The sequence below is a fragment of the Kitasatospora sp. NPDC087861 genome, from assembly GCF_044742585.1.
Classification (GTDB): domain Bacteria; phylum Actinomycetota; class Actinomycetes; order Streptomycetales; family Streptomycetaceae; genus Kitasatospora.
Genome location: NZ_JBIUUS010000021.1, coordinates 136371 through 161975 on the forward strand (window position 1 = coordinate 136371; position 25605 = coordinate 161975).

19 protein-coding genes and 1 pseudogene are annotated in these 25605 nt (G+C 70.6%); 10 read left to right on the plus strand and 10 right to left on the minus strand.

Annotated features, from left to right (window positions below):
* Positions 1 to 391: 391 nt before the first annotated feature.
* The 4 genes from ACIOJE_RS27815 (at position 392) to ACIOJE_RS27830 (ending at position 5948) form a co-directional block, all read left to right on the plus strand.
* Positions 392 to 1909 carry a S1 RNA-binding domain-containing protein gene (locus tag ACIOJE_RS27815; RefSeq protein WP_400779705.1) on the plus strand — a complete coding sequence of 506 codons (1518 nt, stop codon included), beginning with the start codon at positions 392 to 394 and terminating at the stop codon, positions 1907 to 1909.
* Between the two features lie 491 nt (positions 1910 to 2400).
* Positions 2401 to 3951 carry a Mu transposase C-terminal domain-containing protein gene (locus ACIOJE_RS27820; RefSeq protein ID WP_400779748.1) on the plus strand — a complete coding sequence of 517 codons (1551 nt, stop codon included), beginning with the start codon at positions 2401 to 2403 and terminating at the stop codon, positions 3949 to 3951.
* Between the two features lie 102 nt (positions 3952 to 4053).
* A complete protein-coding gene (locus ACIOJE_RS27825; protein WP_400779707.1) occupies positions 4054 to 4839 on the plus strand; it encodes an ATP-binding protein in 786 nt (261 codons plus the stop codon).
* Between the two features lie 71 nt (positions 4840 to 4910).
* Complete coding sequence (locus ACIOJE_RS27830; RefSeq protein WP_400779709.1) at positions 4911 to 5948, plus strand: hypothetical protein; 1038 nt, start codon at positions 4911 to 4913, stop codon at positions 5946 to 5948.
* A 105-nt stretch (positions 5949 to 6053) separates the two neighbouring features.
* On the opposite strand, the gene ACIOJE_RS27835 is transcribed toward ACIOJE_RS27830, so the two are convergent.
* The gene (locus tag ACIOJE_RS27835) at positions 6054 to 8729 is read right to left on the minus strand and encodes a tetratricopeptide repeat protein (RefSeq protein WP_400779711.1); all 2676 of its coding nucleotides are present in this window, start codon (positions 8727 to 8729) and stop codon (positions 6054 to 6056) included.
* Positions 8730 to 8930: 201 nt separating this feature from the next.
* On the opposite strand from ACIOJE_RS27835, the gene ACIOJE_RS27840 reads away from it, so the two are divergent.
* The gene (locus tag ACIOJE_RS27840; RefSeq protein WP_400779713.1) at positions 8931 to 9161 is read left to right on the plus strand and encodes a hypothetical protein; all 231 of its coding nucleotides are present in this window, start codon (positions 8931 to 8933) and stop codon (positions 9159 to 9161) included.
* 335 nt (positions 9162 to 9496) lie between these two features.
* Here ACIOJE_RS27840 and ACIOJE_RS27845 read toward each other — a convergent pair whose 3' ends face one another.
* Entirely contained in the window at positions 9497 to 9721 is a 225-nt protein-coding gene (locus ACIOJE_RS27845; RefSeq protein WP_400779750.1) for a helicase associated domain-containing protein, read from the minus strand.
* Positions 9722 to 9975: 254 nt separating this feature from the next.
* Here ACIOJE_RS27845 and ACIOJE_RS27850 point away from each other — a divergent pair, with 254 nt between their 5' ends.
* Positions 9976 to 11760 carry an SIR2 family protein gene (locus ACIOJE_RS27850; protein ID WP_400779715.1) on the plus strand — a complete coding sequence of 595 codons (1785 nt, stop codon included), beginning with the start codon at positions 9976 to 9978 and terminating at the stop codon, positions 11758 to 11760.
* Between the two features lie 81 nt (positions 11761 to 11841).
* Here ACIOJE_RS27850 and ACIOJE_RS27855 read toward each other — a convergent pair whose 3' ends face one another.
* Positions 11842 to 12924: a helicase associated domain-containing protein gene (locus ACIOJE_RS27855; protein ID WP_400779717.1), complete on the minus strand. Its 1083-nt coding sequence runs from the start codon at positions 12922 to 12924 to the stop codon at positions 11842 to 11844.
* A gap of 288 nt (positions 12925 to 13212) precedes the next feature.
* On the opposite strand from ACIOJE_RS27855, the gene ACIOJE_RS27860 reads away from it, so the two are divergent.
* A complete protein-coding gene (locus ACIOJE_RS27860; protein ID WP_400779719.1) occupies positions 13213 to 14601 on the plus strand; it encodes an AAA family ATPase in 1389 nt (462 codons plus the stop codon).
* Positions 14602 to 14788: 187 nt separating this feature from the next.
* Positions 14789 to 15217, plus strand: coding sequence for a DUF4240 domain-containing protein (locus ACIOJE_RS27865; RefSeq protein WP_280686302.1), 429 nt, complete (start codon positions 14789 to 14791; stop codon positions 15215 to 15217).
* A gap of 5 nt (positions 15218 to 15222) precedes the next feature.
* Here the strand turns inward: ACIOJE_RS27865 and ACIOJE_RS27870 are convergent, their stop codons facing one another.
* From ACIOJE_RS27870 to ACIOJE_RS27880, 3 genes are all read right to left on the minus strand, one after another.
* Positions 15223 to 15609, minus strand: coding sequence for an RNase adapter RapZ (locus ACIOJE_RS27870; RefSeq protein ID WP_280686301.1), 387 nt, complete (start codon positions 15607 to 15609; stop codon positions 15223 to 15225).
* Positions 15610 to 16200: 591 nt separating this feature from the next.
* Complete coding sequence (locus ACIOJE_RS27875; protein WP_400779722.1) at positions 16201 to 16929, minus strand: hypothetical protein; 729 nt, start codon at positions 16927 to 16929, stop codon at positions 16201 to 16203.
* Positions 16930 to 17214: 285 nt separating this feature from the next.
* Positions 17215 to 18219 carry a DUF5937 family protein gene (locus ACIOJE_RS27880; RefSeq protein ID WP_280686299.1) on the minus strand — a complete coding sequence of 335 codons (1005 nt, stop codon included), beginning with the start codon at positions 18217 to 18219 and terminating at the stop codon, positions 17215 to 17217.
* A gap of 121 nt (positions 18220 to 18340) precedes the next feature.
* Here ACIOJE_RS27880 and ACIOJE_RS27885 point away from each other — a divergent pair, with 121 nt between their 5' ends.
* Positions 18341 to 19558 carry an MFS transporter gene (locus tag ACIOJE_RS27885; protein WP_400779724.1) on the plus strand — a complete coding sequence of 406 codons (1218 nt, stop codon included), beginning with the start codon at positions 18341 to 18343 and terminating at the stop codon, positions 19556 to 19558.
* On the opposite strand, the gene ACIOJE_RS27890 is transcribed toward ACIOJE_RS27885, so the two are convergent.
* The gene (locus ACIOJE_RS27890; RefSeq protein ID WP_400779752.1) at positions 19542 to 19718 is read right to left on the minus strand and encodes a hypothetical protein; all 177 of its coding nucleotides are present in this window, start codon (positions 19716 to 19718) and stop codon (positions 19542 to 19544) included. The genes ACIOJE_RS27885 and ACIOJE_RS27890 overlap by 17 nt on opposite strands.
* Positions 19719 to 19786: 68 nt before the next feature.
* Positions 19787 to 20782, minus strand: a pseudogene (locus ACIOJE_RS27895) (DUF885 family protein); the annotation flags it as partial.
* A 708-nt stretch (positions 20783 to 21490) separates the two neighbouring features.
* On the opposite strand from ACIOJE_RS27895, the gene ACIOJE_RS27900 reads away from it, so the two are divergent.
* Positions 21491 to 21844, plus strand: coding sequence for a VOC family protein (locus ACIOJE_RS27900; protein WP_400779726.1), 354 nt, complete (start codon positions 21491 to 21493; stop codon positions 21842 to 21844).
* A 1066-nt stretch (positions 21845 to 22910) separates the two neighbouring features.
* Here the strand turns inward: ACIOJE_RS27900 and ACIOJE_RS27905 are convergent.
* The gene (locus ACIOJE_RS27905) at positions 22911 to 23471 is read right to left on the minus strand and encodes a hypothetical protein (RefSeq protein WP_400779728.1); all 561 of its coding nucleotides are present in this window, start codon (positions 23469 to 23471) and stop codon (positions 22911 to 22913) included.
* 1112 nt (positions 23472 to 24583) lie between these two features.
* Complete coding sequence (locus ACIOJE_RS27910) at positions 24584 to 25591, minus strand: hypothetical protein (RefSeq protein ID WP_400779730.1); 1008 nt, start codon at positions 25589 to 25591, stop codon at positions 24584 to 24586.
* Between the last annotated feature and the right edge of the window lie 14 nt (positions 25592 to 25605).

Here is a 25605-nt window from a genome sequence, read left to right on the forward strand (position 1 = left end):
CGTGTGGTTTTCAGTTGGTTTGGCGTTGTTGTTCACCGGGGTCTGAGTGGTGTGTCTTTCCTGTTCAGGCGTCGTGTTGTGAGGGGGCGTGGTGAACGGGAGGGCCGAGGTGACGGTGAAAGATCGCGCTGAAGTGCGGTGAACGGCGGCTGCGGATCGTGGTCACGGTTGTCTGGCTGGGGTCTGCTGGGGACGGTCGGGGCCTGTGGACGTGGTGGTTCCCCCCCGGGGGCGTTGGATATGGGGGAGCGTCCGAGCCGTCGGCTCCGGCAGGATGGCCCGATGAGCTTTTACCATCGGCGTCAGCAGTTCCTCTCGCGCCCCGACAGCGGCGCGAGGGCCTTGGAACGTCGGGCTGCGGCATCGTGCTCGGCTGCTGTGGGGCAGTGACGTGCTGCCGTACATATACCGGATCACCAAGTACGACCCCGCGGACCGCGACGAGCGGGGTTACTACACGGGGGCGGAGGAAGCGGTCAGCGACCACGGGCCCGTCGAGGCCGCCTACCTTGAGGCGGTTGCCGCCTTCGCCGAGGACACCGGTGTGCGGCACCTGGCTGTCCGCGAGCCTCAGGCCGCGCTCGGCTTCGTGCACTTCGGCTCGGAGCCGGCGGTCGAGGACGGTGGTCTCGCAGGACTCTTCCCGTCCGACCTGACCGGCTTCCACGACGGGGCGCAGGTGCCGGTCCCGCTCGGCCTGGAATTGGTACGGGCGATGCTGCGCGACAGCGGCGCCTGGTGCCGCCTGGAGGTCGAGGACACCTTCGCCGTGCACGTCGGCTGGGACCAGTACGTGTACGTGGGCAGCAACGTCCCCTGCGAAGCGGCGCTGGCGCGCACCCGCGAACTGGGGCTCTTCCCCGAACCGCTGGACGCTTCCCCGTACGAGGCGGTGTTCGACGAGCCGGGTGAGCAGCGCCCCGCCGACGATGTCTTCTGGGCGCGTGTGCGCTGGTGCGTGGCGATGCGCGAGGCGGCGCTCCTGGAGGAGATGCACGTCGACAACGCTTCCCGCTGGCACCGGCTCGGCGACGGCACGCTCGATGCGGTGCGCGCCCGGCTGACCCCGCGGGCCCGCCTCGCCGTCTGGCCGGACCTCTCCACCGATGTCGCCGCGGTTGTGGCCGGCCTCCCGGACGAGGGCCTGGTCGAATGCGTGTGGGAGGACCAGGACGGCCGGATCACCAGCACGGTCGCCGACGAGAGCCAGTTCACGGCACTGGCCGCCCAGGTCCGCAGCGCACGTGCCGCTGCCGTCCTGCCGATGGACGTCGACGAGCGCAGCCCTCTGTTCACGGCCGTGCTGCCCGACGGGGACGGCGTCCTGCGCGCCCGCTGGCGCACCGAGCCGACTCCGAGTGACCGGGACTGGGCCTTCCTGAAGACCCTCCGCCGTGGCCAGGTCGTGACCGGCACCGTCACCGAGATCGCGAGCTTCGGCGTCACGTTCGTCGACATCGGCGGCTTCACCGCGATGATCAACATTCCCGAACTGTCCTGGCGCCCCATCGGTCACCCCTCCGATGTCGTCGCGGTCGGCCAGCAGATCAAGGCGGAGGTCCTCGATGTCGACCTGGTGCGGGAACGGGCACCGCTGTCCCTCAAAGGACTGCAGGAAGACCCGATGCTGCAGATCGTCCAGCAGGTGGGCCGGATCGTCACCGGAGAGGTCACCAAGCTCGTGCCGTTCGGCGCTTTCGTCCGCATCGAGGATCGGGCGGACGGCTTCGAGGGGCTGGTGCACGGCACCGAACTCGCGCAACCACCCGCAGACCGGCCTGAGGACACTGTCCGGGTAGGGGACAGGCTCACCGTGATGATCACCGACGTGGATCCGACCCGGCGCCGGATCACGCTGTCGCACACGCAGGCCCGCAGGCCAGGCCCGGAGGAACACCACCACGCCTGACGCGCTGGGCAGATGGCCACCGCGCGGGACGCTCGTGTTCGGCGTGCGGTTCTCACCGGGTTCGGCGTGGGCGCGTTCACACCGGCCGACGACTGGCCTGTTACGGCCAGCCACGAGCCACCCATAGGTCGGACCGAGCACAGCGTGCCTGGGACGCGGTGAAGCGTCGCGCCGAGGCCGTGGTGAAGAGCGGACGCCGACCGCCGTCGTGGCCGGCCCGGGGGTCAGGCCCACGGGCCCAACGTTCGGTGTTTTCGGCTCTGGTGAAACATCGCCTCCGGAGCTTCCCTTCGATCGGGTGCTGTCTCTCGGCGTGTCGGGATGAGACCGGGAGAGGGAGGACAACCTGCCGCTGAAAAGGGGACCGCCAGCTCCGAGGGTTCGTGGGTCTCGTGCCGTCGACAGGTGGGGGAGTGGTGGTGGCTCTGGATCCGCCCGGGTTGGTACCGGATCGGCCTGCCGCAGTGGCCCGGGGAGAACGGGAAGCCGTGGTGGCCCGGTTGATGGACCTGGACAGCCGGGGCGAGTTGACGACCACTCATGTGCGTCTTGTTGCCTCATCTCTCGGGGTGACCGTGCGGGCAGTGTGGTACTGGATTGCCGCGGCGCGTAAGGAGGGCCGGTTCTCGCCGCGCCTCCGCGCACGGCTGACCGTCACCCCGGAGATCCGGCATCTGCTGGCGTTCTGGGGAGGGAATGTCTCGGCTGTCCACCGTGAGCTGCTGGCCCGCGCAGCGGATGATCCCGACGCCGGGCCGGTGCTGTCGCTGTCGGCTCTGCACCGTGCCGTGGTGCGGGATCTGTCGGTGGGGGAGCGGGCGGGTCTGCGTGGCGGGGAGGCGGCCCGCCGGGCGCACGACGTGTTCGGGAAACGGCCAGCGACGTGGAGGAACGCGTGCTGGGAAGGCGACCACAAGCACGCGCCGGTGCAGGTCGATGTCGAAGGCGAGTTGGCCTGCCCGTGGATCACCTGGTTCATCGACTGCAAGACCAAGTACGTCCCCGGCCTCGCGGTGACCCCGCACGCCCCTTCCCGCGACGCGGTGCTCGCCGCGCTGCGCACCTCGATCACCCGCACCGAACCGTTCGGCCCCGCCGGGGGCCTGCCCGCCCTGGTGCGCGTCGACCGGGGCAAGGAATTCCTGTGCACTACGGTGACCGCCGCGCTCGGCGCCTTCGCCGTCCCCGTCCACGACCTGCCCGCCTACAGCCCCCACCTGAAGGGCACCATCGAGGCGCTGAACGACGCGGTCGAGGAGATGTTCCTCGTCTCCCTCCCGCGCTACACCCACCGGCAAAAGCTCACCGGCGGCCGGCTCGCCGATGCGGACGCGCCGCCGCTGACGTTCGCCGCCTTCGTCGCTCTGCTCCTGGACTGGGTCCGCTGGTGGAACACCGAGCACCACCCGGCCGGCCTGGACGGCCTCACCCCCACCGAGGCGTGGAACGCCGACCCGACACCGCTGCACGACGTCCCGGCCGAACACCTCGCGTTCTTTGCCCTGGAGGACGACGGCCGCATCCGCACGATCACCACGAACGGCATCAGCTGGCGCAGCCGCCCCTACATCGCCCCCTGGATGGTCGGCCACACCGGCACGAAGATCCGCCTACGCCACCTTCCGCACCACGACCGCGAGATCGAGGTGTTCGACGCCTCCACCGGCCGCCATCTCGGCACCGCACACCTCGCCGACCAGGCCAGCCGCGAACAGGTCCGCGCCCTGAAAGCAGCCCGCACCGCCGCAGCCCGCCGCCTGCGCGCGGACCTGAAAGCCGCCGAGAAGCTGCGCCGCCAGCGGTTCGCCGCCGCCACGACCGCGGCCCCGCCCGAGCCCCTCGACACCCTCACCGCGGCAGAGGCCGCCACCGAGCTGGAAGCTACGGACAGCCGGGACCTGCGGGCACTGGCCCTGCCCGGACTGATCCCGCACACCCCGCTCCCGGACGGATGGGTCCTGCCTCAACCCGCTGCCGCGACCCGCCGCAAGCCGTCCGGCCAGCGACCCTCACAGCCTGCCGAAACCGACCCGCCACAGTGACCGGGCCCGAGCTGCCCCGGCCCAGCCCCGGCGAGCACCCAGGCCCCACCACCAAGACCACCTCCACACACGACAGTTCCACTGCGCCCAGGTAGGAGAACCATGACCACCGCGCCCGCCGTACGCCCCGGCATGCTGCCCCCACAGCGCGCCGACCACTACCTCAACCTCGCCGGGGCCCGCGTCGTCGGCACCGAAGCGCTGCGCACCACCCAGGACAACATCCACGCCACCCTCGAAGCCCGCGCGATGATGGTCCTGTCCGGAGCCGCCGGCAACGGCAAGTCCTTCTCCGTCAACGCCGCGCTGCGCCACCTCGCACCCCGCCACACCTACCGCGTCGCCTTCCGCGCCCGCCCCACCCCACGCGACATCCGCCACGAACTCTTCCGCGCCCTCGCCCTGCCCGGCGAACCACCCCTGCGCCCGATCGAGTTCGACACCATCCTCAAAGACGCCCTCGCCCGCTCGTTCCACGTCCTGGTCTGCGACGAGGCCCAGTGGCTGTCGCGGGAGTGCTTCGAGTACTGGCGTTACCTGTGGGACGACCCGGCCACCGACATCGCCGTCGTCTTCGCCGGCGGCGACGGCTGCGCCAAGGTCCTGCGCCGCGAACCGATGCTCGCCTCCCGCGTCTTCATCTGGCAGCAGGCTCTGCCGCTCACCCTTCCGGAGGTCCTGGCCACCATCCCCGCCTTCCACCCGATGTGGGACGGCGTCGACGCGGACCTGATCGCCCTGGTCGACAAGCAGGCCGCCCACGGCAACTTCCGCGCCTGGGCCCGCATCACCAAACACGCCGCCGACGGACTGGCCGCCCAAGGCCGTACCCACGTCGACGAACACCTGCTGCGCCAGGTCTACGGTCGCCTGGGCACCAGCGGGTGAGCGCCCGCCCGTTGCCCGCCCTCACCCTGGCATTCGATCCCGACGACACCCCCGCTTGCGCCCATGCCGCCTTGGCCGCCCACAATCCCGCCGCCGGACAGGTCACGGTCCACCCCACTCCCGGCACCGATCACCCAGCCGACCTCGCCCACGACGTCCTCGCGACCCTCGGCAAGCCCTACACACCGTCCGGACGCTGGAACACCCAACCCGCGCTCACCTGGACCGCCGCCGCAGCCTGGGCCCGCACCGCGGGCCTCAACCATCTGATCCTGCTACGCGGCCACCTCCTCACGCCCGCTCGCTGGCGCTACCTCCTCGCCTTTCAGCAGCACACTGGCTCCCATCTGACCGTCGTATGCCACCGCACCCCCACGCCGACCCTCACACGGGCCCTGGCCAGCGTTGACCACACCATCACCCATGGCCTGCCTGCGTACGCTCGCCCCAGCCCCGGATACCACCAACCTCAGCCCGCGCACATCCCCACGGCAACGTCCCTGCCGTGGCTCACCCTTCCCGCCCTCACCTACCTCGCACTCACCGACAGACCCGAACCACCGTGCGACTGCACCCCGCCACGGGCCACCGCCGACCGCCTCCCCATGGAACCCCCGCCAGGGCGCACCGAGGAAGTCGCCACACGCCTGCACCGCCTGGCCCACCCCACCCATGCCGCCGCCCTAGCCGCAGCCCTGACTACCGGAGTCCCTTTCAACCAGATCGCCGCCGTCACCCCCACCGACTACCACTCCGCACGAGCCACCCTCACCCTCCACGCACCCGCCCGCGACCACACCCCCGCCCGCTGCGCGACATATCGCCTACCCGCCTGGGCCCGCCCACTCCTGGACGCCGCCACCCGCTACCACCAGCACCGCAAACGCCCAGGCCTCCATCTGCTCACCGACACCGAACCCGCGCTGACATCGCTGCTCCAAGCCGCCGAACACTGCCGCCTACGGCCCCCGCAAGACCCGTCCGGGCGCAGCCGTGGCCGTTTCCCCCGTCCGCACTTCCCCGAAGCCCTCCCCGACGGCCCCCACTGGACGGCCTGCATCCCGCTGCCCAACCTTCCCCCGGAGCTGCAATCCGCTGCCCTCCGATGAGAAACACACCCCACCGGCCAGCACCTGGGCCGCCCCCTGAGTTCAGCCCGCTTCACGGCGCAGGCACTCACCAGGTCTGAGCCGAAACGCTGACGCCCGCTTCGGCTACCACGGCTCCGCGGCCGAGCCGTCCGCTTCCAACCCGTACCGGCTGAGCCGCAACGCCTCCTCCGAGGCGCCAGCGTTTCTACGGAGCAGGACCAAGGGGCCCAAGCCGCCCCCGCTGTTGACGAGCTTCAGACATTCGGCTTCCGCAGCTGTCCAGTCATCGGTGATCCTTCCCCGACGCACGAGCTCCTGGGTGCCGACCCAGGTGCGGTCCAACTCCTCACGCATTGCCAGACGGATCAGTGCGCCGAGGTCGCCCCGGTCGGCAGCCTCGCGGTATACAGCCTCTGCACCCGGCCGATCGCCCGCCCGCTCCCGAAGCCTCGCGAGACCGATCAGCGCGCTGGTGTCCCTTTGTGCGGCCTCGCGGTAGAGGGCCTCTGCACCAGCATGGTCGCCGTTTTGCTCCCGGAGCTCTGCCAGATCACTGAACACGTCGACATGCCCCTGGACGGCGGCCTCACGGCACACGTCGTCCGCCCCAAGTCGGTCCCCGGCCCGCTCTCGGAGCGCTGCCAGGTCACTGAAGGCACTGGTCTCTCCCCGGGCGGCGGCTTCACGGTATAGGGCCTCTGCACCTATCCGGTCCCCGGCCCGCTCCCGGAGTCCGGCAAGATCGATAAAGCCGCTGGCGTTTCCCTTGTCGGCAGCTTCGCGGTACGCGGCTTCCGCACCAGTCCAGTCGTCGGCTTGCTCCCGGAGCCGTCCCAGAAGCCGCAGTGCGTGGAGCGAGTAGTAGGGGTCGCCCTGTTCGACAGTTTCCCGATAGAGAGCCTCTGCGGCCATCCAGTCCCCGACCCGCTCGCAGAGCCCCCCCAGGCCGAGCGCCGCACCCTTGTGGCCTCGGCGGGCTGCCTCGCGGTAGCTTTCCTCCGCCCCCGCCCAGTCGCACGCCTCCTCCTGGATCCCCGCCAGGATCATGAGCGCGCGGGTGTCTCCCTTCTGGGCAGCCGCACGGTACAGAGCCTCTGCCGCCTCGTCGTCGCAGATCTCGTCCCGCTGCATGGCCAGTTGCAAGAGGCCATCCACCCCTGTCAGGTCGGCGGCTTCGCGAGCCACGGCTTCTACGCCCACACCGTCACCGGCCTTCATCCGCAGCGTCACGAGGTCGCCGAATGCGTCGGTGTCGCCTTGGGCCACGGCCCGCCGCAGGAGGTCGTGGGCGATCCGGTACCGGCCGCGCTCCCAGGCGGCCCCGGCCAGGGCCCGAAGGTCGGCTGGTGAGGCGGCATGCTGTTCGACCGCGGACCAGAAAAGCGCCGGCGGGAAGTCGTCGCGGCGGCTGCCGTAGGAATGATGGTCGAGGTAGTCAGCCAGGCGGAAGACATCCGGCACAGGCCCCATCCCGGTGGGGTGGGCGACCCGCCCAAGTGCCGCCACCACTCCCTTGATCTTCTTCTGGGCGAAGGCGAGGGCCAGGTCGAACCAGAGATCCGGATCCGCGGCGGCACGCTGCTCCGGGTCCAGGTAGCCCGGTGCCGCTGCCTTCAACAGTTCCGCAGGCAGAGGGGAGCCATGCCCGAGACGGCAGGCGTCCATGGCCGCCGTGATGACCGCCTTTCCCAAGGGGCCTTCAGGTCCACTAGCTTGCTCATAATGGTCGACCAACTGAGGCCCAGCGGCGAGCGTCTGGGTGATCGCGCCGTTCGAACTGCCCCGGTCGGCCGCGTCTAGCGACGGGTGGCCGATTCGCCGCAGCCGCTTCAGGTCTTGTCCGTCAAACGCCGCGGGAACGTCGATCGGGATGAGCGGGTCGAGAAGAGCCCGCGCCTGCGGGCCGCCGCCAGCAGAGGTCAGCCTGGCGTGGTGGTCGGGCCAGAGGGTCGCAAGGATCACCACCGGGCCGGGCTCCTCCAGCCTGCGCCGCAAGGCTGCGGCCGCAGCCTCACCGGACGGGCCTGTGAGGTAGTTCTGAGCCTCGTTCAACCACAACACGGTCCGCTCCGTCAAAGCGTCCGCCGCCAGCAGCGCGAGCAGGCTGGCAGTGTCCTTGGGGAAGACCAACTGCCAGTCGCCCAGGCACGTGCGGACACCTTCGAACGCTGTTCGGGTCTTGCCCGTGCAGGACAACCCTCGCACCACGATCATCGCCGCCAACTCGCCGTCCGTAGCCGCATTCAGCCGCAGGCGCAGCTCGCGGTCGTGACCACGCTTGACGTAGGCGGGCAGCACGAAGTCCTCACCCGACGCCGCGGCAGAGCCTCCACGGATTGCCGGGTGCACCTCCAGGTACTTTGCTTCCCAGGAGGCGACAGGCTTCGGCTTGTCGGGCAGAGAGGCAAGTCGTTCCCGTAAGTCGGCCTCACGCAGGATCTCTCTTGCCGACGCTGCCCGCACGCCCGCCCCACTCCGTTCGGACCGGTGGTGCATGACGGCCTTGTGCCGGGGGAGCCAGCGAGCAGGGTCCAGCAGGACCTGGTCGGACTCCGCCAGGACGATCCCAGCGTGGTCGAAAGCGCCTTTCAACAAGGTGACCAACCTGACCAGTTCGTCGGCCTGCTGGGGGACGGTCTTCCGGTTGAACCAGTTGGCGAGCGTGGTTGGTGAAACACCGATCGTCTTACCAATTGAGTTCTTGGACGGCCCGGCATCGTGCAGGAACTCTTGGTAGAGCGAGCCCAAGCGGGCTAGATCCGCCTGAAACTCCGGTTCCAGCCCGTGCTTACCCGCCATATCGCCTCCTGGCACTCAACCATCCAAGCTCACCCTGGGAACCGACCTTGGACACCCACAGAAACCTAGGCCTTGAGCGGGGCAGATGGTCTGGAATCAACCAATCTCCAGCAGAAGGCTGCTGGACACCCCCTTGGACAGGAACCGTCGAGATCGCTCGCCCCGACAGCTGGCCGGGGCACCTCCTCGAAGGGCCACGACATGACGCTCACCCACATCCTTCACCAGGCTGTTGCCCGGACCGTCCAGACCCTCGGCCCGGTCGGCACCCTCACTCTCTTCGTCTTCGTTCTCCTGTACGTCGGCGTCATCCTTCCGTCTATCTGGTCCCGCCACGCCTACCGGCGCTCCGCCGCCCGAACCACCATGACCACCCTCCTCAACCACCTCACCCGGCTTGGCCACGCCTTGCGCGCGCTGCTGCCCTGGTGACCCCTGAAGCGCCCCTGCCGCCGTATCTGAGCTACACCCGGCAACGCCTGCAGATCCCCAGTGGCCAGGCCAGCCGGGACCAGCCACGGCAACATGCCCTCCAGGCTCTTCTCTACGGTCTTCGGGTCCTGGCCCACGGCCTTGTCCATACCGGGGAGTCTCTAGGACGGCACCGCACCGCGTGTCCAAAGCTGCGGAATTCACCGCCACGGCGCGCGCGGCAGGGTAGGGGAAGCCCGAAGGCCGCCACCCGCAGGTGACGGCCTCCCAGTGCTTTCTCAGGGCCCCGGCAGCCTACCGTCGGCCAATGACGCCAGCCCGGCCGGGACGCCCCGCTACGCCCACTCCACCCGGTGCTCGGCGAGCTGCGCGAGCTGCCCGGGGGTGAGTTTCGCCCGGCGGGCCTTCTGGTTGTTGAGCCAGGTGCCCAGAGCGAAGTGCGAGACGACCACCTGCTCCTCGCCGCCGGGGCCGGCCTCCACGGTCTCCAGCGGCTCCTTGTGCGGGCGGGGCACCCGGGGATGCCGCTCGCGCTCCACGAACTGGGCGAGCGCGGCCAGATCCTGTGGTCCAGTCGACCGGGCCGTCGGACTCCAGCCACCACTGCCGGGCTACCGCGTAGGCGCGCTGCCAGGTGATCGGCCACGCGGGGCACCACCAGGGGTCGATCTCCTCCAGCGCCCGCCGCCGCCCCGGAGACACCCACGCCCCCGACGGTGGGAGAGAACACCTCCCTTTTCGTCAGTATGACGTAAACTGGTGATGGGTGGTCAACTCTAGCCACTCTGTTCTCGCGTGCCCAAGGAGGCGTGCCGTGGTCGACCAGTCGACGGAACCCCATGTGAAACTCGCGCTCGGTCTGCGATCCGTACCCGGAGGGTATGCGGTGCTGCTCGGCGCCGGTGCCTCCGTCTCGGCCGGAATGCTCTCGGCCTGGGGCGTCCAAGGTGACCTGATACGCAAGATCGCCACCATCGAGCGCGACGAGATCCCCGACACTGACGACGGGCCCTACGACTGGTATGTGGAGCGCTTCGGCCGCGAGCCCGCCTACGACACCCTCCTGGCCGAACTGGCCAAGACCGCTGCTGAGCGTCAGGCTTTGCTCCGCTCCTACTTCGAGCCCGACGAGACCGAGCGCGAGCAGGGCCTCAAGCAGCCTGCGGACGCACACCGCGCCCTGGCCCGGCTGGTCGCCGCCGGGTACATCAGGGTGATCATTACCTTGAACTTCGACCACCTCATCGAGGATGCCCTGCGCGAGGCCGGGCTCCGTCCGACCGTCATCAGGCGCCCGTCCGACCTGGCCGGGATGATCCCCCTGCATGCCCAGCGTCAGGGCGTGGTAATCCACCTCCACGGCGACTACCTCGACCCGGGCAGCATGCGCAACACCCCCGAGGAGCTGGCCGGGTACGAGGAGGAAGTCGGAAAGCTCCTCGACCAGGTCTTCGACGAATACGGCCTGATCATCGCAGGGTGGTCCGCCAAGTACGACCCGGCCCTGGTGACTGCCCTCAAGCGTTGCCCCACCCGCCGTTTCGACACCTACTGGGCCGACCCCTTCCCGCTCTCCGCTGCCACCACCGAGCTGCTGGAGTACCGCCAGGGCACCTACGTGCCGGCCGACGCCGACCGGTTCCTCTGCCGGACCGCCGACGCCGTCATCGCCCTCTCCGAGAGCAGCCGCGCCAACCCCCAGAACATCGCCGCCGCCATCGCCACCGCCAAGCGCGAGCTCCGCGGCGACGGCCCCGCCATCAACCTCCACGACACGCTGCGCCGCGAAACCGCCCGCCTCGCCGACCACCCGCTGCGCACGGCCAACTCCAACGTCCCCGAGCCCGATCTGCTGGCCGAGCACGGGCGGCGGCTCACAGAGTGGGAATCCGAGACTGAGCTCCTGGCCGCCCTCGCCGCGGTCACCGCCTACTGGGGCAGCGACACCACCGACCGGTACTGGTTCGCCGACGTCGAGCGCCTCGCCACCACCACGTGGGTCACCGGCAAGGACATGCTCAACCAGCTGCGCCGCGCGCCGGCCACTCTGCTCCTGCACAGCGCCGGGGTCGCCGCCGTCGCTGCCGAGCGCTGGCCGCTGGTCGCACGCCTGCTCACCGGACCCCAAGCCCGGGACATCCCGCGCCAGGCCGACAGGCCGGCCGCTGCCCTCCTCGGTCCCCAGACCGTACTGGGTTTCCCCACGTCGGCGGCGCGGCTGCACCAGTACCTCAAGCCCCTCTTCGCCGGGCACGTGGTGGCCAACGAGAGCGCCTTCACCGAGGCGTGGGAGCGGTTCGAATACCTGCGTCTGCTCGTCCAGCAGGACAGCGACCAGTACGGCGAGATGCCGCACCTGCTGGTCTCCGGGATGCGCGGCAACTACCGCCCACTGGCCTCGAACTGGCTCGACCGCGAACTCGCCCAGGGCAACCAGCACCCGCTGCTGCGCGCCAGCTTCCTCGGCGGGGACCTCGACCGGGTCACCACAGCCCAGAAGATGGTGGACTCCCTCATCACCCAGCAGGCTGACCAGATCTGGAGCGCCGGCAAGCTGACCACCAGGTACGGGCCATTCTACCTCGACGAGACCAGCTGACCACGCTACCGAAGCGCCAACGGCCGTCACCCCAGTCAGGGTGACGGCCACCGGCAGTACAACGCTCAGCGCAGCCAGCGCTCAGGCCCACTCGACCCCGAACTCGGCGAGCTGCGCGAGCTGGCCCGGCGTCAGCTTCGCCCGGCGGGCCTTCTGATTGTTGAGCCATGTGCCCAGGGCGAAGTGCGACACGATCACCTGCTCCTCACCCCCGGGCCCGGTCTCCACGGCCTTCAGCGGCTCCTTGTGCGGGCGCTTGACGTTGGCGTGGCGCTCCCGCTCCACGAACTGCGCCAAGGCCGCCAGACCCTGCTGGAACCGGTCCGTGCGTGACACCTTCGGCTTCGCCCCCGCGGCGGCCTTCGCGGCGGCCAGCTCCTGGTCCTCGGCGATGCCGACCGCCGTCAGCAGGTCCTGCTGCTCCGGGTCGAGCCCGGCCCACCCGGCCCGCTGCGCCTTCACCCAGCGCCCGAGCTGCTCGCCCTCGTACACGGTGTCCTCGGGCAGCACGGTCCAGTCGACCTGGCCGTCGGAGTCCAGCCACCACTGCCGGGCGGTGGCGTAGGTGCGCTGCCAGGTGATGGGCCAGGTTGGGCACCACCAGGGGTCGATCTCCTCCAGCGCGGCTCGCCGTTCCGGCGCGAGCGCCCCCGGCTGGCCGGTCGGCACCTGCGCGGCGGCGCGCAGTTCGGAGAGCCAGGTGCCGATGGCGTAGCCGCCGATCGAGGCCCGGGCCGGCGCGGCCAGTGAGCCGCCGTGGCTCTTGGCCCAGACTCGCGCCCAGTCGAGGCCGGCCTCGAAACGCGCGTCCGACACGGACCAGATCATCCCGAGCGCATCGAGCATGTCGACCCGGTGGCGCGCCAATTCACCAGTCGCGTGCTCGCTGCGCCGGTCGGAGAGCCATTTACCGAGCGGGAAATTTCCCTCTTCGCCGACCATTGCGGAATACGGGACATCGAGTCCGCCGGTTTCCTCGTGCCAGCGTCGGGCGTGGTTGATGCCCTCCCGCCAGAACTGGTTCTCACCGGTCAGCACCCGCGAGGCGATGAACAGGGCGAGCACGTTCTCGTCCACCGGCGTCTGGAACCGCACCGGCAGCGTGAACGCCCCCGCCCCGCCCGCCCCGGCCTCGCCAGACCAGCTCTCACCAGGGCCTGACACCGCCTCGGCGCTGCGCCCCTTGGTGCGCTTGCCGGACTTCTGCGGGACCGCGAGGGCCTCTGTGAGTGGGTGGGGTGGTGTCAGCGGGGTGGGCGGCAGTGAGCTGGCTGGGGGTTGGGGATCGGTGACCTCGGTTTCTGCCTGACGGTGTCGTGGGTCTTGGCTGTCACGGGGTGACCAAGCCGCTGTCACAGTCTGCGGATTGCGCCTATCACACCAGGACCGTGGCTGACACGAGGACGCTCATTCCTGTGCACATCGCCCCGGTAGGGGTGTGGGCTGACCTGCATGACCGCCGATCCCCTGCCTATGCCGTCCGATCCCGTCCTGAGGACTGCTCCAGCGCCCGGGACCGGCAAGGGAGCGCTGGTGTCCCGGTCGGGGGAGCGGGCGTTGATGCGGCGGGTGGTGGTCCGCCGGCTGCTCGACGTGGACGCGACGGGGCAGTTGTCGTCGGTGCACGCGCGGATCGCTGCCGAGTCGGCCGGGGTGTCGGTGCGCACGGTGTGGCGTTGGCTGGCAGAGGCCCGGGAGTCCGGCCGTCTGGAAACGGTCCCGCGGCGCGGTGGGTTCGTGGTCACGGAGGAGTTGTGGGTCCGGCTTTCCGGGTTGGGTGGGAACGTGGCGGCACTGCACCGGGAGCTGACCGCACGGGCAGGGAGCGACTCGGGGCGGGGGTCGGCGGGGCTGGTGCCGTCGCTCGGGACGCTGCACCGGGCGGTCCAGCGCGAGCGGCGGGCCGGCCGTGTTCTGCAGGGAGTTCGGCCTGGGCGTGGCCGGGTGGAGTCGGCGGTGTATGACCGGGCGCTGGCGGAGCTGGCGCTGCCGGGCACGGTTGATGAGGCCGGCCAGGCCCCGCCCGCTCCTCACACCGACCCTGTCGCGTCGGCGGTGCCCGTTCCGGTGGCCGTGTCCGATGGCTCTGCCCCGGCGGTGCCGTTGGGGGTGCGGTTGTACGTGCCGGGCGCTCGAGTGGTTGCGACACGCCAGCTGGGCGAGGTAGCGGAGGCCATCGGGCACACGGTCGCCGCGCGGGGGATCGCGTGCGTCTACGGGGATGCGGGGCAGGGCAAGACGGTCGCGGTCCACCGGGCCCTTGGCCTGCTGCCGAGCCGCGTGCCCGTCCGCCTGGCGCAGGTGGCGGTGAAGCCGGCCCTGCCGCAGCTGCGCGCCGCGCTGCTGACCGCGTTCGGCCTGCCGGCCACCGCGCTGACGAACCGCACGGATGCGGCCGACCGCGCGCTCATCGACGCCTTCAAGGCCCCAGGTGTACTGCTGATCGACGATGTCCAGCGCATCGCCGCCCCCGAACTCGACTACCTGCGCCTGCTGGCCGACGCCCCGACCACGCAGACCTCGCTGGTGCTGTGCGGCGCCGGCGCCGAGCGCACCCTGGCCCGAGCCCCGGCCCTCGCCTCGCGGGTGCTGACCTGGCAGCACGTCCCCCGCCTGGAGGCCTCCCAGGTCCCTGCTGTGCTGCGCCTGTTCCATCCGCTGTGGCATACCGCGGCCGACGCGGACCTGCTGCACGCGGACGAGACCTTGGCGCGGGGGAACTTCCGGACCTGGGCGAAGATCACTTCCCACGCCTACGCGGCCCTGGACCAGCGCCCCGGCACCGGCGCCGATCGCGCGCTGCTGGACAGGGCGTGCTCCCGCCTCGGCCCCAACCCCTGACCCCGCCACCCCGGCGGCTACGCCGACCGCCACCGCGCTGCTTTTCCGGACTACGGGTGTCGGCCGGGTAAAGCATGATCCCGGCGTGATTTGACTTGCCTCTGGTGCGGTGGCGTCCAGGTGTCGGGGGGACGGAGAGGTCGTGCCGGTAGCTGGACTGTCACAGCCGACGTCCATGCTGTCCGCCATGAACGAGGACTCCTTTTGGCAGCTCATCGACGAGTGCAGGCCCACCGGGGCCGATCCGGACTCGGAACAGCTCGCCGCTGCTCTGGAGGCCAGGCTGATGAACGGTCCGCTGCCAGCAGTCGTGGGATTCGCCGAGCAGCTCTCCTGGGCCCTGTACCGACTCGATCGCAAGGAGTACGGCACCAGGGTGTCGGGTGACGCGTTTCTCTACACTCGCGCCGCCGTCGTGGCCGCCGGTCGAGACGAGTACGAAGCGGTGCTGAACGACCCGGCCCTGTTCTTGCCGTACGCAGACGACTTCATCTGGGCCGAGCCGCTGCTGTACGTCCCGGACACCGCCTACCAGAGCCTGACTGGCCGTGAATGGGACCGCGGCACCCGCTACAGCTATGAGTCGTACTCCAACACGGAAGGCTGGGCGGACTGAGCGAGTCACCGCCCGTTGCTCTTCAGCACGCGGGGCAGGTGGACGTGGAGGTGCTCGACCTCGACCTGGTGCCCACGGTCGCGGAGTTCGCGGGCGAGGATTTCGGTGAGACCGGATGCCCTGTGCCGGCCCCCGGCGCATCCGATGGCGATGCGCCGGGGGCCCGCGGGGAGTTCCGCGTAGTCGGCCAGGTTGGCGATCAGTTCGCGGGCGCCGGGGGTGTTGAGGACGACCTGCTGGACTCGGGGGTTGAGGCCGTCGAGGTCGAGGATGTCGCGGGCGGCGGCCGGGTCACGGAGCCGGTCGCGGACGTCCTCGACACGGTCAGCGGTCGGCGGCGGGCCTCCCTTGAGGTGCAGGTAGCCGAACGAGATCAGGCGTATCGGGTGCACGGCCGGGCTCTCCTGTCGTGGGCGGGGTGTCGGTGAAGAGGGGCATGCCGAGGTTGACCAGTTGGGGCCGACCGTCGGCGCGGGTCCGGTTGAGGCTGGCGAGCTTGGCGGTGGCAGCGTCGAAGCTGACCTGGAGACCTTCGACTTCGCCGAGCCAGCCGTTGGCGCGGGCTTCGCGGATGCGCTCGCGCAGGTTCTGGATGATCTCGATGAGGCGGACCTTCTGGTGGGGGTCGAGTTGGAGGACGGGGCAGCGGATGCAGGCTTATCCGAACCAGTCCAGCTCGACGTTCAGCTCGTCATCGAAGTGCCTTCGCAACGGAAAGTAGTCGTGAAGTCGCCGGACAAGAGGCCGTCCCGGGCGTGTCGCGCTCCGGGGCGGCCGTCAGCGTGTCTACTGGGAGAACGCGTAGGTTCGGACAGGGTCGAGGTGCAGTTCGTAGGGCCCGAAGCAGTCTGCCGCTAGCGTCGCGACCGGGGCGCCGCAGGGACAGGCTCGGTTGAGTCCTTCGTCACCCGCCGGCCCGCAGCAGCCGGTGCTGTTCTCCCAGTTGGGCAGCGGTTGAAGGTCGGGGGCGTCCTCAGGGTGCATCAGCACCGTGCCCGGGACGCCCGCAGAGATGACGAAGCCCTCCTCTCGGCGCCGCAGCGCACGGCGACGGCGTCGGGGGTACGCGCGACCTGGGCCTCCACCAGCTGATGCAGCAGCAGGGAATCGTCGAAGAAACGCGCTGTGTCGTTGAACGGGCCGACGGAGGCGCGCCGCTCCTCGGCGGTGATCAGGCCCAGCTCCTGGACGTACTGATCCGGGCGAATCGTGCCGTTGGTCAGCAGCACCGACAACTGCCCGGCAAAGCGGCCGAGTTCGGCCGCGCTGAACGTTCCCGGTGCACACTCCAGCGCGCAGTGGATCCCCTGCGCGCCCCAGGAGCAGCTGAGCCGGAGCTCGTGCGCGCTGCCTGCGGCCACCAGCGGATGGGGGACGACGGCCCGGTAGGAGGCCGAGGAAGCCCCCGCGGCACGCGTCGCCCGGGCGGCCTGCTCGATGAGCTGCCGGAACGTGGTCTCCTCGTCCGTGCGGCAGCGCAGCGGTCCGGACGACGTGTCGACCTGCACCTCCTCGTGGCCGCTCCACCGCAGCAGCAGGGCCCAGAAGCCCGCCAGCGGCACCGCGGCCGGGGCGTGGCCGGCGTGCTCCGCCAGCAGCTGCAGGCCGCGGGCCGTGGCGGGGGGCAGGGGGACGGCCACCGACACATCGAGCGTGCCGGTGGCCGGCGGCGCCGCGGCGGCGCCTGTGTACGTCATGGGGTTACTGCTCATCGGGGAGTCCTCCAAGCAGTCCGGCCGGTCAACCATGCGCCGTCTCCAGCGGGGTGGTGATTTCCCTCGGCCGACGCGACCACCGGACAGCCGGCCGAGGACGAGGGCGAACTGGGCATCACGGGCCCGTGGCACACACCTGCGCTGTCCCGGTGCTGCCGGGAGCGGGACCGGTGGGGACAGCGGACGTCACGGGCGGGCCTCCTCGCAGGTGAAGGACGTGCTCGGGCCCATGGTCGACGCACGCATATCTTCGGCGTATCGGCGGCCAATCCCCTGGCTATCTCAGCCCGTGGAGGGCCTCGCGACCAACGCGTCGCCCAGCCCGGTGCGCCGGTAGACCACGGCGCGGCCCGTCCGGGTGCCCTCGACCAGACCGGACCTGCGCAGGACGGCCAGATGGCCGCCGACCGCGCCGAGGCTCATGCGCAGGGCGCGGGTGAGCTGCGTGGTGGTGACCGGTCCGTCCAGGGTGGCGAGGATCAGAGCCCTGGACCGGCCGATCAGCGGGACCAGGTGATCCGCGGCCGGACGGCACGGGGCGGCGGCCGGCCACAGGGCGGCGGCGCCACCGGCCGGGTAGACCACGGCGTTGCGCCACGGTTCGTCCAGGCAGACCCACAGGGCGTCGAACAGGTTGGGCAGGTACAGGACGCCGCCCCGGCGCAGGACCCGTTCCTCGTCCGGCATGCCGGAGACCTCGATGACGGCACCGCGGGCATGGGTGCGCCACCGGACCGTGGGGGCCAGGTCGCCGAGCACGCCGTTCCAGCCCTCGGCGATCAGCCGGTCGGCGCGGTGGGCGAGATCACGCTGCAAGATGGCGCGCATCCGGTCCCAGTCCGGGGCCACGAACTCCTCCCAGGCCAGGCCCAGGACACGCGTGAAGCGGCCCACGGGATCGGGCGAGTCGAAGATGCGGGCCACCCCGTCGGGCAGCTCGCGCCCTTCGAGGACCCGCATCACCTCCTGATGGGCCCGCGCCGCCGGCGTCTCCCGGACCGCGGCCAGGTCCTGAATGAACGTCGAAGAGCTGCCCCGGGGAGGCGGTGCGATGAAGTCCGGGTTGTAGCCGCGGACACGCAGGACGGACACCAAGGTCCCCAGGTCCGGCTCGGCATCGCACATCGCCCGCAGACGCCCCCGATTGCGCTCCACCCACGGCCGCGCCGTCCACGAGGAGATCCGGCCGGACAGGACCAGCAGGGCCGCCACGACCTGGGTGATCGGGGATATCGCGAAACGACTGGCCCCGAGGTCTCCGGCCCCCATCTCGATGCGCAGCGTCACGACATGACCTTTCGCCTGTGGACGAAACCCTAGTGGGCGCCGTCCGCGCGTGGCCATCCTGCTGTCTCCCGGCCAGCGGAGAACCGCCGCCGAACCGTCCCCCCGCCCCAGGAGAAACACCATGCTCGTCAGCGACGACACTCGGCCCCCGGGATACCGGGAGGTGTTCCGGGAACGGGACTTCCGCGTGCTGTGGGTGGCCCACGCGCTGCTCAACCTGGGCGAGGTCATGAAGGCCCTCGCCCTGTCCGCGCTCGTCTACAGCCGCAGCGGCTCCCCCCTGCTGTCCGGCATCGCCTACGTGGCGGGACTGCTGCCGCAGGTGTTCGGCAGCGCCGCCCTGCTCTCCCTGGCAGACCGGCTCCCGCCCCGGCTGACCATGGCCGCCTGGGACGCGGCCCGAGCAGCCGGAGCGGCCGTGCTGGCCCTCGACGTGCTGCCGGTACCCGGAGTCCTGGCCCTGAGCATGCTGTACGGCCTGTTCGACCCCGTGCCCGCCGCCATGAAGACAGCCCTGCTCCCAGAACTCATGGGCGAGCGCCGGTTCGTGCTGGCCCAGTCCCTGATGAACGTCACGGTCGGCGCCGCGCAGATCTGCGGCTTCGCGGTGGGCGGCGCCCTGCTCGCACTGCTCGGGCCGGTCGGCACACTCTGGGTGGTCTGCGGCGGCGCCCTGCTGTCCGCCGCGGTGCTCCGCCTGGGCCCGCGGATCCGCCCGCCGCGAGGGGCGGGCGGATCCGCCGTCACCCCGGCACGGGCCCTCTCCACGACCTGGGCGGTCAACCGGGCGCTGTGGGCGGACGTCCGGGTGCGCCGCCTGCTGCTGGCGCTGTGCCTGCCCGCGTGCTGGATCGTCGGCGCGGAAGCGACCATGATCTCGTACGCGGACGAGATCGGCAGCCCCCGGGCCGTCGGCGCGCTGCTCACCGCCGCGGCGCTGGGCATGCTGATCGGCGACACCCTCGTCGGCCGTTTCGCCACCCGACGCCGGCGCAGCCGCTGGGCACTGCCGCTGTCCGTGCTGCTGGGCGCCCCGTACCTGCTCTTCGCCGCCCAGCCGGGCATCGCCGCGGCCGCCGGGCTGGCGGCGCTGGCCAGTATCGGCTTCGGCTACAGCCTGTGCCTCCAGGAATCGTTCGTCGACGTCGTCCCCGTCGAGTCACGCGGTCAGGCTTTCGGGCTGGCGGCCTCCGGCCTGATGTCCTGCCAGGGCATCGCCGCCGGCCTGACCGGCGCCGTCGCCGAGCTGGCCCGGCCGTCGGCGGGCATCGCCGTGGCGGCGGCGGCCTCCCTGCTCTGCACGGCGCTGCTGGTGCGGGTACTCAGGCCGACGCCGTGACAAGGGCGTCCGCGCGGTCCACCTCCTCCCGGTCACCGAGGTACTCCCAGCGCAGCAGCGACAGCGGGACATTGCCGTTGCGCCACAGGTGGTTGTGAAAGCGCCGCAGCTCGAAGCGTTCCCCGAACAGGCGGCGCGCATCCGCCAGCAGCGCCAGCACCTGCGTCTTGCCGGCCTGGTAGGACAGGCCCTGACCGGGGGCAGGGCGAAGAACGCGGCCTCGTGGTGCGCGGTCGCGGCGTCCAGCGGGACCTCGCGGACCAGCAGTTCCGCCGCCTCGGGCACGGTCACGCCGCCCACCGCCAGGGCGATGTCGACGCCCACCCGCGCGCCGCGCAGGCGCATGAAGTTGCGCACGGTACGGCGGGAGGCGGGGTCGTCGTCGGAGAGCCCGGCCAGCAGAACCAGCTCCTCGTGGTAGAAGGCGATGCCCTCGTTGACGGCCGAGTCGTAGAAGTGGCGGCGGACCGGATCGGGATGCCGCCAGGACATCGCGAGCTGCTGGTGGTGCACGCCCTCGTGGATGATGCCCAACCGGGGGTCGTGCGCGTTCGCCCGGTCGAAGTAGGGCAGGTCGGGACGGGGCGGGGGCACATAGCTGACCGCGTCCTCGGCGAGCCGGTCCGGTCCGGTCAAGTCGTCGGTGATGCCGAGCCAGCTCAGCTCCGCCAGATAGCCCGGCAACAAAGCGGTGCGGTAGCGGGGCAGGTCGGCGGGCAGGTCGAGCAGCGCCCGGTCACGGTAGAAGGCCCGTACGCTCTCCTCTGCGGCGGCGTGCCGGGCGCACTGCGCCGCGGCGTCCACGGGCAGCGCGGGCTCACCGGCCGGGCAGCCGTGCCGCGTGCCGACCAGATCCGCCATGGCCGCACGGTCGTCCTCGCGCCGGCCCAGCGCGCGCAACTCGGCCACGGTCCACGGCAGCAGGGCGACCTCGGCCAGGTACCGCTGGAACGAGCCCTCGCCCACCGGCCGGTACGGCGGCAGGCCGGGCACCCGCGCCCGCCAGCGCTCCCGGAAGGCGCCGAGCGCCCGCGCGGCCGAGCCGGCTGCCTCCGCCAGCTCCCGGGACACCTCCGGGACGTGCGGGGCCAGCTCGCGGACGGCCCGGGCGAGGCGCGTTTCGATGTCCTCCAGCCCCCGGACGGTGAGGGCGGTGAACTCCGCCTCGGCGCACTCCCGGGTGTTCTCCTCGGCCCAGCCCAGCACCCTGGGCACGTCGCGCATGTGCCGCAGCACGGCCTGGGCCCGGACCGGCCCGAACGGCGGCGGGGGCAGCAGCAGGTCGCACACGGCACCGAGCGCCTGATCCACGTAGAAGCCCGGATGCCGCTGCCATTTCGGCGTGTCCGCTCACAGCTGTGAGCTGTGGTTTTGCAGATTGACTGAGACGCAGATTCGGGGGTCGATCACGGTGTGGCTGCCGAGTGGGTGTGTATCGATGCAGGTCATTGAAGTGCGTTGGTGATGTTGCAAGTTGATTGAGACGTTTAGCAGATTGATTGAGAATCCTTAGGCGAGGGGGCGACCTCGTTCCCATCTTGTTCATGTCAAATGCCGGCGGGGGGCTGCTGGGGTTGGGGAAACCAGGTGGCTTGTCGGGCTCTGGGTGAGGCTGTGCTGCTCACGACCTACATCCCGGCTCCTTCGCCGGCCGAGTAGCAGCGGCGCGTACGCGAGTCGGGCGAAGCCGCTTCCGGTCCGACCGATGCTCGCCGCCCCCGCCGGTGGGGCTGCGGCAGGTGCGGGCTTGATGCGGTGTGAGGAGCGATGGTGTCCCCTGGAGTGGTGTAGCAGCGATCACTTCTCGCGACTTGCTGCTACCACATCGCGCTGCTACACCGCTCTGGGGGAGACGATCCGCACACTGGACCGGCGGTCGACGGCAGTCACCCCCAGCCCTGGCAGCCAGCCGACCTGTTTATGCTCACGCCCATGGCACTGGAATGGGAACAGATCATCGTCGACTCCTCCGACCCCATCTCCCTCGGGCGCTGGTGGGCCGAGGCTCTCGGCTGGGTTGTGGTCGACGAATCCGAGGAGATCATCGAGATCCGCCCTGAGCCGGACCGGATGCCGGGGCTGCTCTTCGTGCCTGTCCCCGAAGGCAAGGCGTCGAAGAACCGGCTCCACCCCGACTTCCGACCCGACGACCAGGAGGCCGAGGTCGCCCGGCTGCTCTCCCTCGGTGCCCGGCGCGCCGATACCGTGCAGGACGAGCAGCACTGGGTGACCCTTCTCGACCCGGAGGGCAACGAATTCTGTGTCCTGGGTGAGCGGAAGAGCTGAGCGGGGCCGGGCAGCCGTTTGGGCGGAGGTGCCGGACGGTTTCGCCCACGCGCAGCTGCGCCAGCCGCTGCTCGCCGACCCGGCTGCGCCGGGTGCTCTGACCGTGGTCTATGCATGGCTCCGACTGGTGCGTTGATGACGCGCGGCTCGGCCCGGACGACCTACGAACTACCAGATGGTGTCCCCTCGCCGCCGGGGCGTCCGGGGCGCGGCCGGGTTCGGATCGGTAGGGGACAGCCAGTCGACCGCTGGGGGCGCCCGCGGTCCCTCCCGCCCGACGCCCGCTGTACCGGTGTTCGGGCTCCGACCACGCCCAGCCTTCCGTCCCGGCCCCGGTGGGGCTGCGCCTCCTGGTCGTCGAACTCGCCGACCCCACCGCGTGTCCGCCCCCGGCCCCGCCCGGTGAGACCAGGGGCCGCCCGCCGCGCCCGGCCGCCGACGCCTGGCGGACCTCGGCGGCCGGTAGGCGCCCGCCCCGGGCCCAGCCAGTTGCCCGTACAGGCGGATGGAGAGTGGGCTGCGGCGTTGGGCCCGGGGTTGCACCGGCGGGCGCACCGGGAGGAGGTGGCGCCCCGGGTACCGGGTCCCGGTTCTCGCAGGCCGGAGCGCGTGGGCAAGCCGTGCGGGGCCGCCGACACCTCTTCCATGCTCGTGGGAAGAGGGCGGTGCGTGCCGCGGGCAATGGGATGCGGCGCGCACCGCCGGCCCCGATTCTCCCGGGTCGTCGGGTTGGGGGTTGCGGCGGGTCCGCGTACCTTGATGCCCCCGGCAACCTCGGGGGCATCAAGGTGTGCGCGTGCCTTGATGGCGCAGGTCAGGGTGGGTTGCCGGTCGTTGCGCGACCTGTCCGGGCCTGGGATGGGCGATCCGGTTGTCGGGACTATCAAGGTCTCTGCGGGAGACCTTGATGGCGGCCCCGGATGGCCATCAAGGTGGCGCTGTGTGGCGGTAGGGCTGTCGTGTTTCGGGTGGCGTGGTGTCAGTCCCCTTCCGGGGGTGGGGGCCAGATCAGGCGGATGTGGCCGTAGCGGGCGCGGGCGGCGGCAGTCGTCAGGGGCGGAGGGCCTTAAGCCGGCGGATTGTCACCTGCGTTGCGACGTCTCAGCCGAGCGTGTAAGCCTCCGTGATCACGTAGTGCCACTGTTGCCGTTCCTATGAAAGACAGCCCCGGTTCATCGAGGTTGAACTCGATGACGCTACGGATGCCATCTTCGGGCCGGCCGCTCTCGGAGGTGATCACGAGGTACTGGATGCGCTGGGGGCGGCCATCGACGAAGTCCCCCGGCTCGAAGACGGCGATGTCATCGAATGGGAAATCCACATGCCCGGTAGGGGCGTTGGGGCCGTCGAGGATCACGAACATCCGGCGGTCGGTCAGGAAATACCGCACTGGCAGCGGCGGGGTGTCCGGCGGAACCCATACGCCCCCGCAGGTCACCCAGCGAGTCTCCCCTTCGTCCAGCACGTGCTCCGCAAGCTGCCAGAGAGCGGATTCGGCTATCAGCAGGTTCCTCTCCTTGCCAGCGGCTGCCACCACGTTCTCGAAGCGACGGTCAAAGGGTGCGACGGCATCCTCTGCGATGTCGCGCGGCTGCTGAGGTTCCTTGCGGCGACGGAACAGTCTCACTGGGTCTCCGGATAGTTGGCCGGCGTGGTCTCCCCCGAAATGCAGCGCGACGCTACCAAGGTCTTGATCCATCCGTCAGCCCGTTGGCCGTCCGGGTGCCACCGCTGGTACGCCTGCGGTGTGAGTTCTCGATCTGACCTTGTATGTGCGGCAGGCTATGGCGTGCTGCCCCGCTGATTGAGTGAGAATCAGGGCGCTCATCTGCCGCCCCACTTGAGTTGCGCGCATTCGCCTTGATCGAAGCGTGTCGGCGATCGCTGTGGCCTCCCACCTGCGCTCCCATGGATTGAGTGGGAATCTCGGGGCTATCGCAAGAGTCCTTATGGATTGCGTCTGCGTCTGCGCAGGTCAGGGCCGGTTGTCAGAGGCTGTCAGCAGTGCCGGATGGCTGGTGTGCGGTACGGCGCATGGCGCTGCAGGACTGCCTGGGAGGCCCTCCGCACCCTGCACCACCATCTCGGAAGGCCCGACGTTGCGGTACCGGCTTCCCGACCCCGACGGACCGCCCCCGGCTATCCCGCCCGCCGCGGTGACCGAGGCGCTCCTTCCCGTCCTGCAGGCCAGCTGCCCCCAGGACGCCGGAGGCTACGGCGTCCTGGGCTCCGTCCAGGTCCACCTCACCAGCCGGGAAGGCCAGGCGCTGAGCGGAACCCCGTACATCCGGACCGCCTGCGCAGCGCAGCCGGCGAGCTCGGCTGGAAGGTCCGCACCCACGCCGGCGAAGGCGTACACAGCTCCTTCGTCGTCCCGCAGGACATCCGCCCCGTCCCCGCTGAACACGCCGACGCCGTCGGGGCCGACCGCCTGTGCGACTCCCATGACGCAGCAGAGCGCGTCAGCGCCCTGCTCGCCGGGACCCTGACCGACCTGGACCCCGGCTCGGCCGACCGCCAGACCGTGCAGTTTCGGCGCGTCCTGGCCTCGCTGCTGATCCCGGTCGCACCTTGAGCTGGAGCGGCTGGCGAAGGACGGCCCGACGGGCTCCATCTGGTGGCGTTACGGCCGCGACGCCCTCCACCCACCGTTCGATGCCCTTGACACCCTCGAGGACTGTTCCCACCACGAGCGGCGTCAGGACGAGTGCCGGGCCGAGGAGGAGCACCGGTCCCGCGTCAGGCGTCCCGGTTTTCCGTGCCTTGCTCTTTCAGAAGGAGGATCTCGCCGCACACGATGTAGGTGTTCAGCGCGCACAGGTTCGCGGCGCGCAGGGCCATGGAGGCGTGAACGCCCTTGTTCGTCAGCGTGCTGACGGCGGTGTAGCGGTCGTGCAGGCCAGCCGCGAGAGCGACTGTCATCTCCGCCACGCTCCCGCTCTGGTTCGTCCGCTTGATGAATTCGAAGAGCCTGTTGCGGTAGGCGGGTTGGTCGAGTTTGTGTCCGCCGGCGCTGGGCTCCTTCTGCGCGGGCAGCACGTGGTCGACCACAGCCTCCAGGATGCGCCGGCAGGTGGTGACCGCCTGTGCCAGTTCCTCGCCACCTGGCCTCTTCGGGTCACCGGCGGCGGCCTCGTTCAGGCGCCGGTAGACCGCGGTGAACTGCTCGACCAGCGCGGGCACGCCCTCGGACAGCAGCTTGTCGACCTTCGCCTTGTAGTCGCCGAAGATGGACTCGTTGATCGAGGAGTAGCCGAAGCGCCGTTCCCACTCGCATAGATAGGCGAAGGTGCGGTGGCGGGTCCGATCTTCGACCTCCCGCATCTTCAGGGAGGTTGCGAACTCCTTCGGGTCCAGTTCGTTCGCGAGGAGAGGCGACCGTTCCCTCCAGAACTCGATCGCGTCCAGTGAGTGGGCGAGGAACAGCGACTTGTTGGGGTCGAGCGGACCCTTTGGGTCGCCCGACTGAAGCCGGTCGCGGATGTACTCGTCGAACGCGGCCTCCGACTCACCCTCGGCCACCCCCCACGATGACGGATCGGGCATCAGCCGGCGCAGGGTGGCGCCGTTGGCCGCAGGATCTCCCCCGGTCGGCCGCAGCTCGTGCCCGAGGCGGGCAGCAGCCCGGGAGTCCCCGACGAGCCCGGCTATTCGGAGCGCGCGGCGGACGGAGACCTGAAGGGGACGGTCGTCGAACTCGTCGAGCGCCTTGCGGACAAGGGCGAGGATGTCGTCTGTGGAGGCCATCCGCCGAATGTAGC

Coding starts and splice junctions, on each gene's coding strand:
- ACIOJE_RS27835 (WP_400779711.1), bottom strand. CDS start 8,729: ATGGCGGGTAAGCACGGGCTGGAACCGGAGTTTCAGGCGGATCTAGCC.
- ACIOJE_RS27860 (WP_400779719.1), top strand. CDS start 13,213: ATGACCGCCGATCCCCTGCCTATGCCGTCCGATCCCGTCCTGAGGACT.
- ACIOJE_RS27885 (WP_400779724.1), top strand. CDS start 18,341: ATGCTCGTCAGCGACGACACTCGGCCCCCGGGATACCGGGAGGTGTTC.
- ACIOJE_RS27910 (WP_400779730.1), bottom strand. CDS start 25,591: ATGGCCTCCACAGACGACATCCTCGCCCTTGTCCGCAAGGCGCTCGAC.
- ACIOJE_RS27840 (WP_400779713.1), top strand. CDS start 8,931: ATGACGCTCACCCACATCCTTCACCAGGCTGTTGCCCGGACCGTCCAG.
- ACIOJE_RS27900 (WP_400779726.1), top strand. CDS start 21,491: ATGGCACTGGAATGGGAACAGATCATCGTCGACTCCTCCGACCCCATC.
- ACIOJE_RS27865 (WP_280686302.1), top strand. CDS start 14,789: ATGAACGAGGACTCCTTTTGGCAGCTCATCGACGAGTGCAGGCCCACC.
- ACIOJE_RS27825 (WP_400779707.1), top strand. CDS start 4,054: ATGACCACCGCGCCCGCCGTACGCCCCGGCATGCTGCCCCCACAGCGC.
- ACIOJE_RS27875 (WP_400779722.1), bottom strand. CDS start 16,929: ATGAGCAGTAACCCCATGACGTACACAGGCGCCGCCGCGGCGCCGCCG.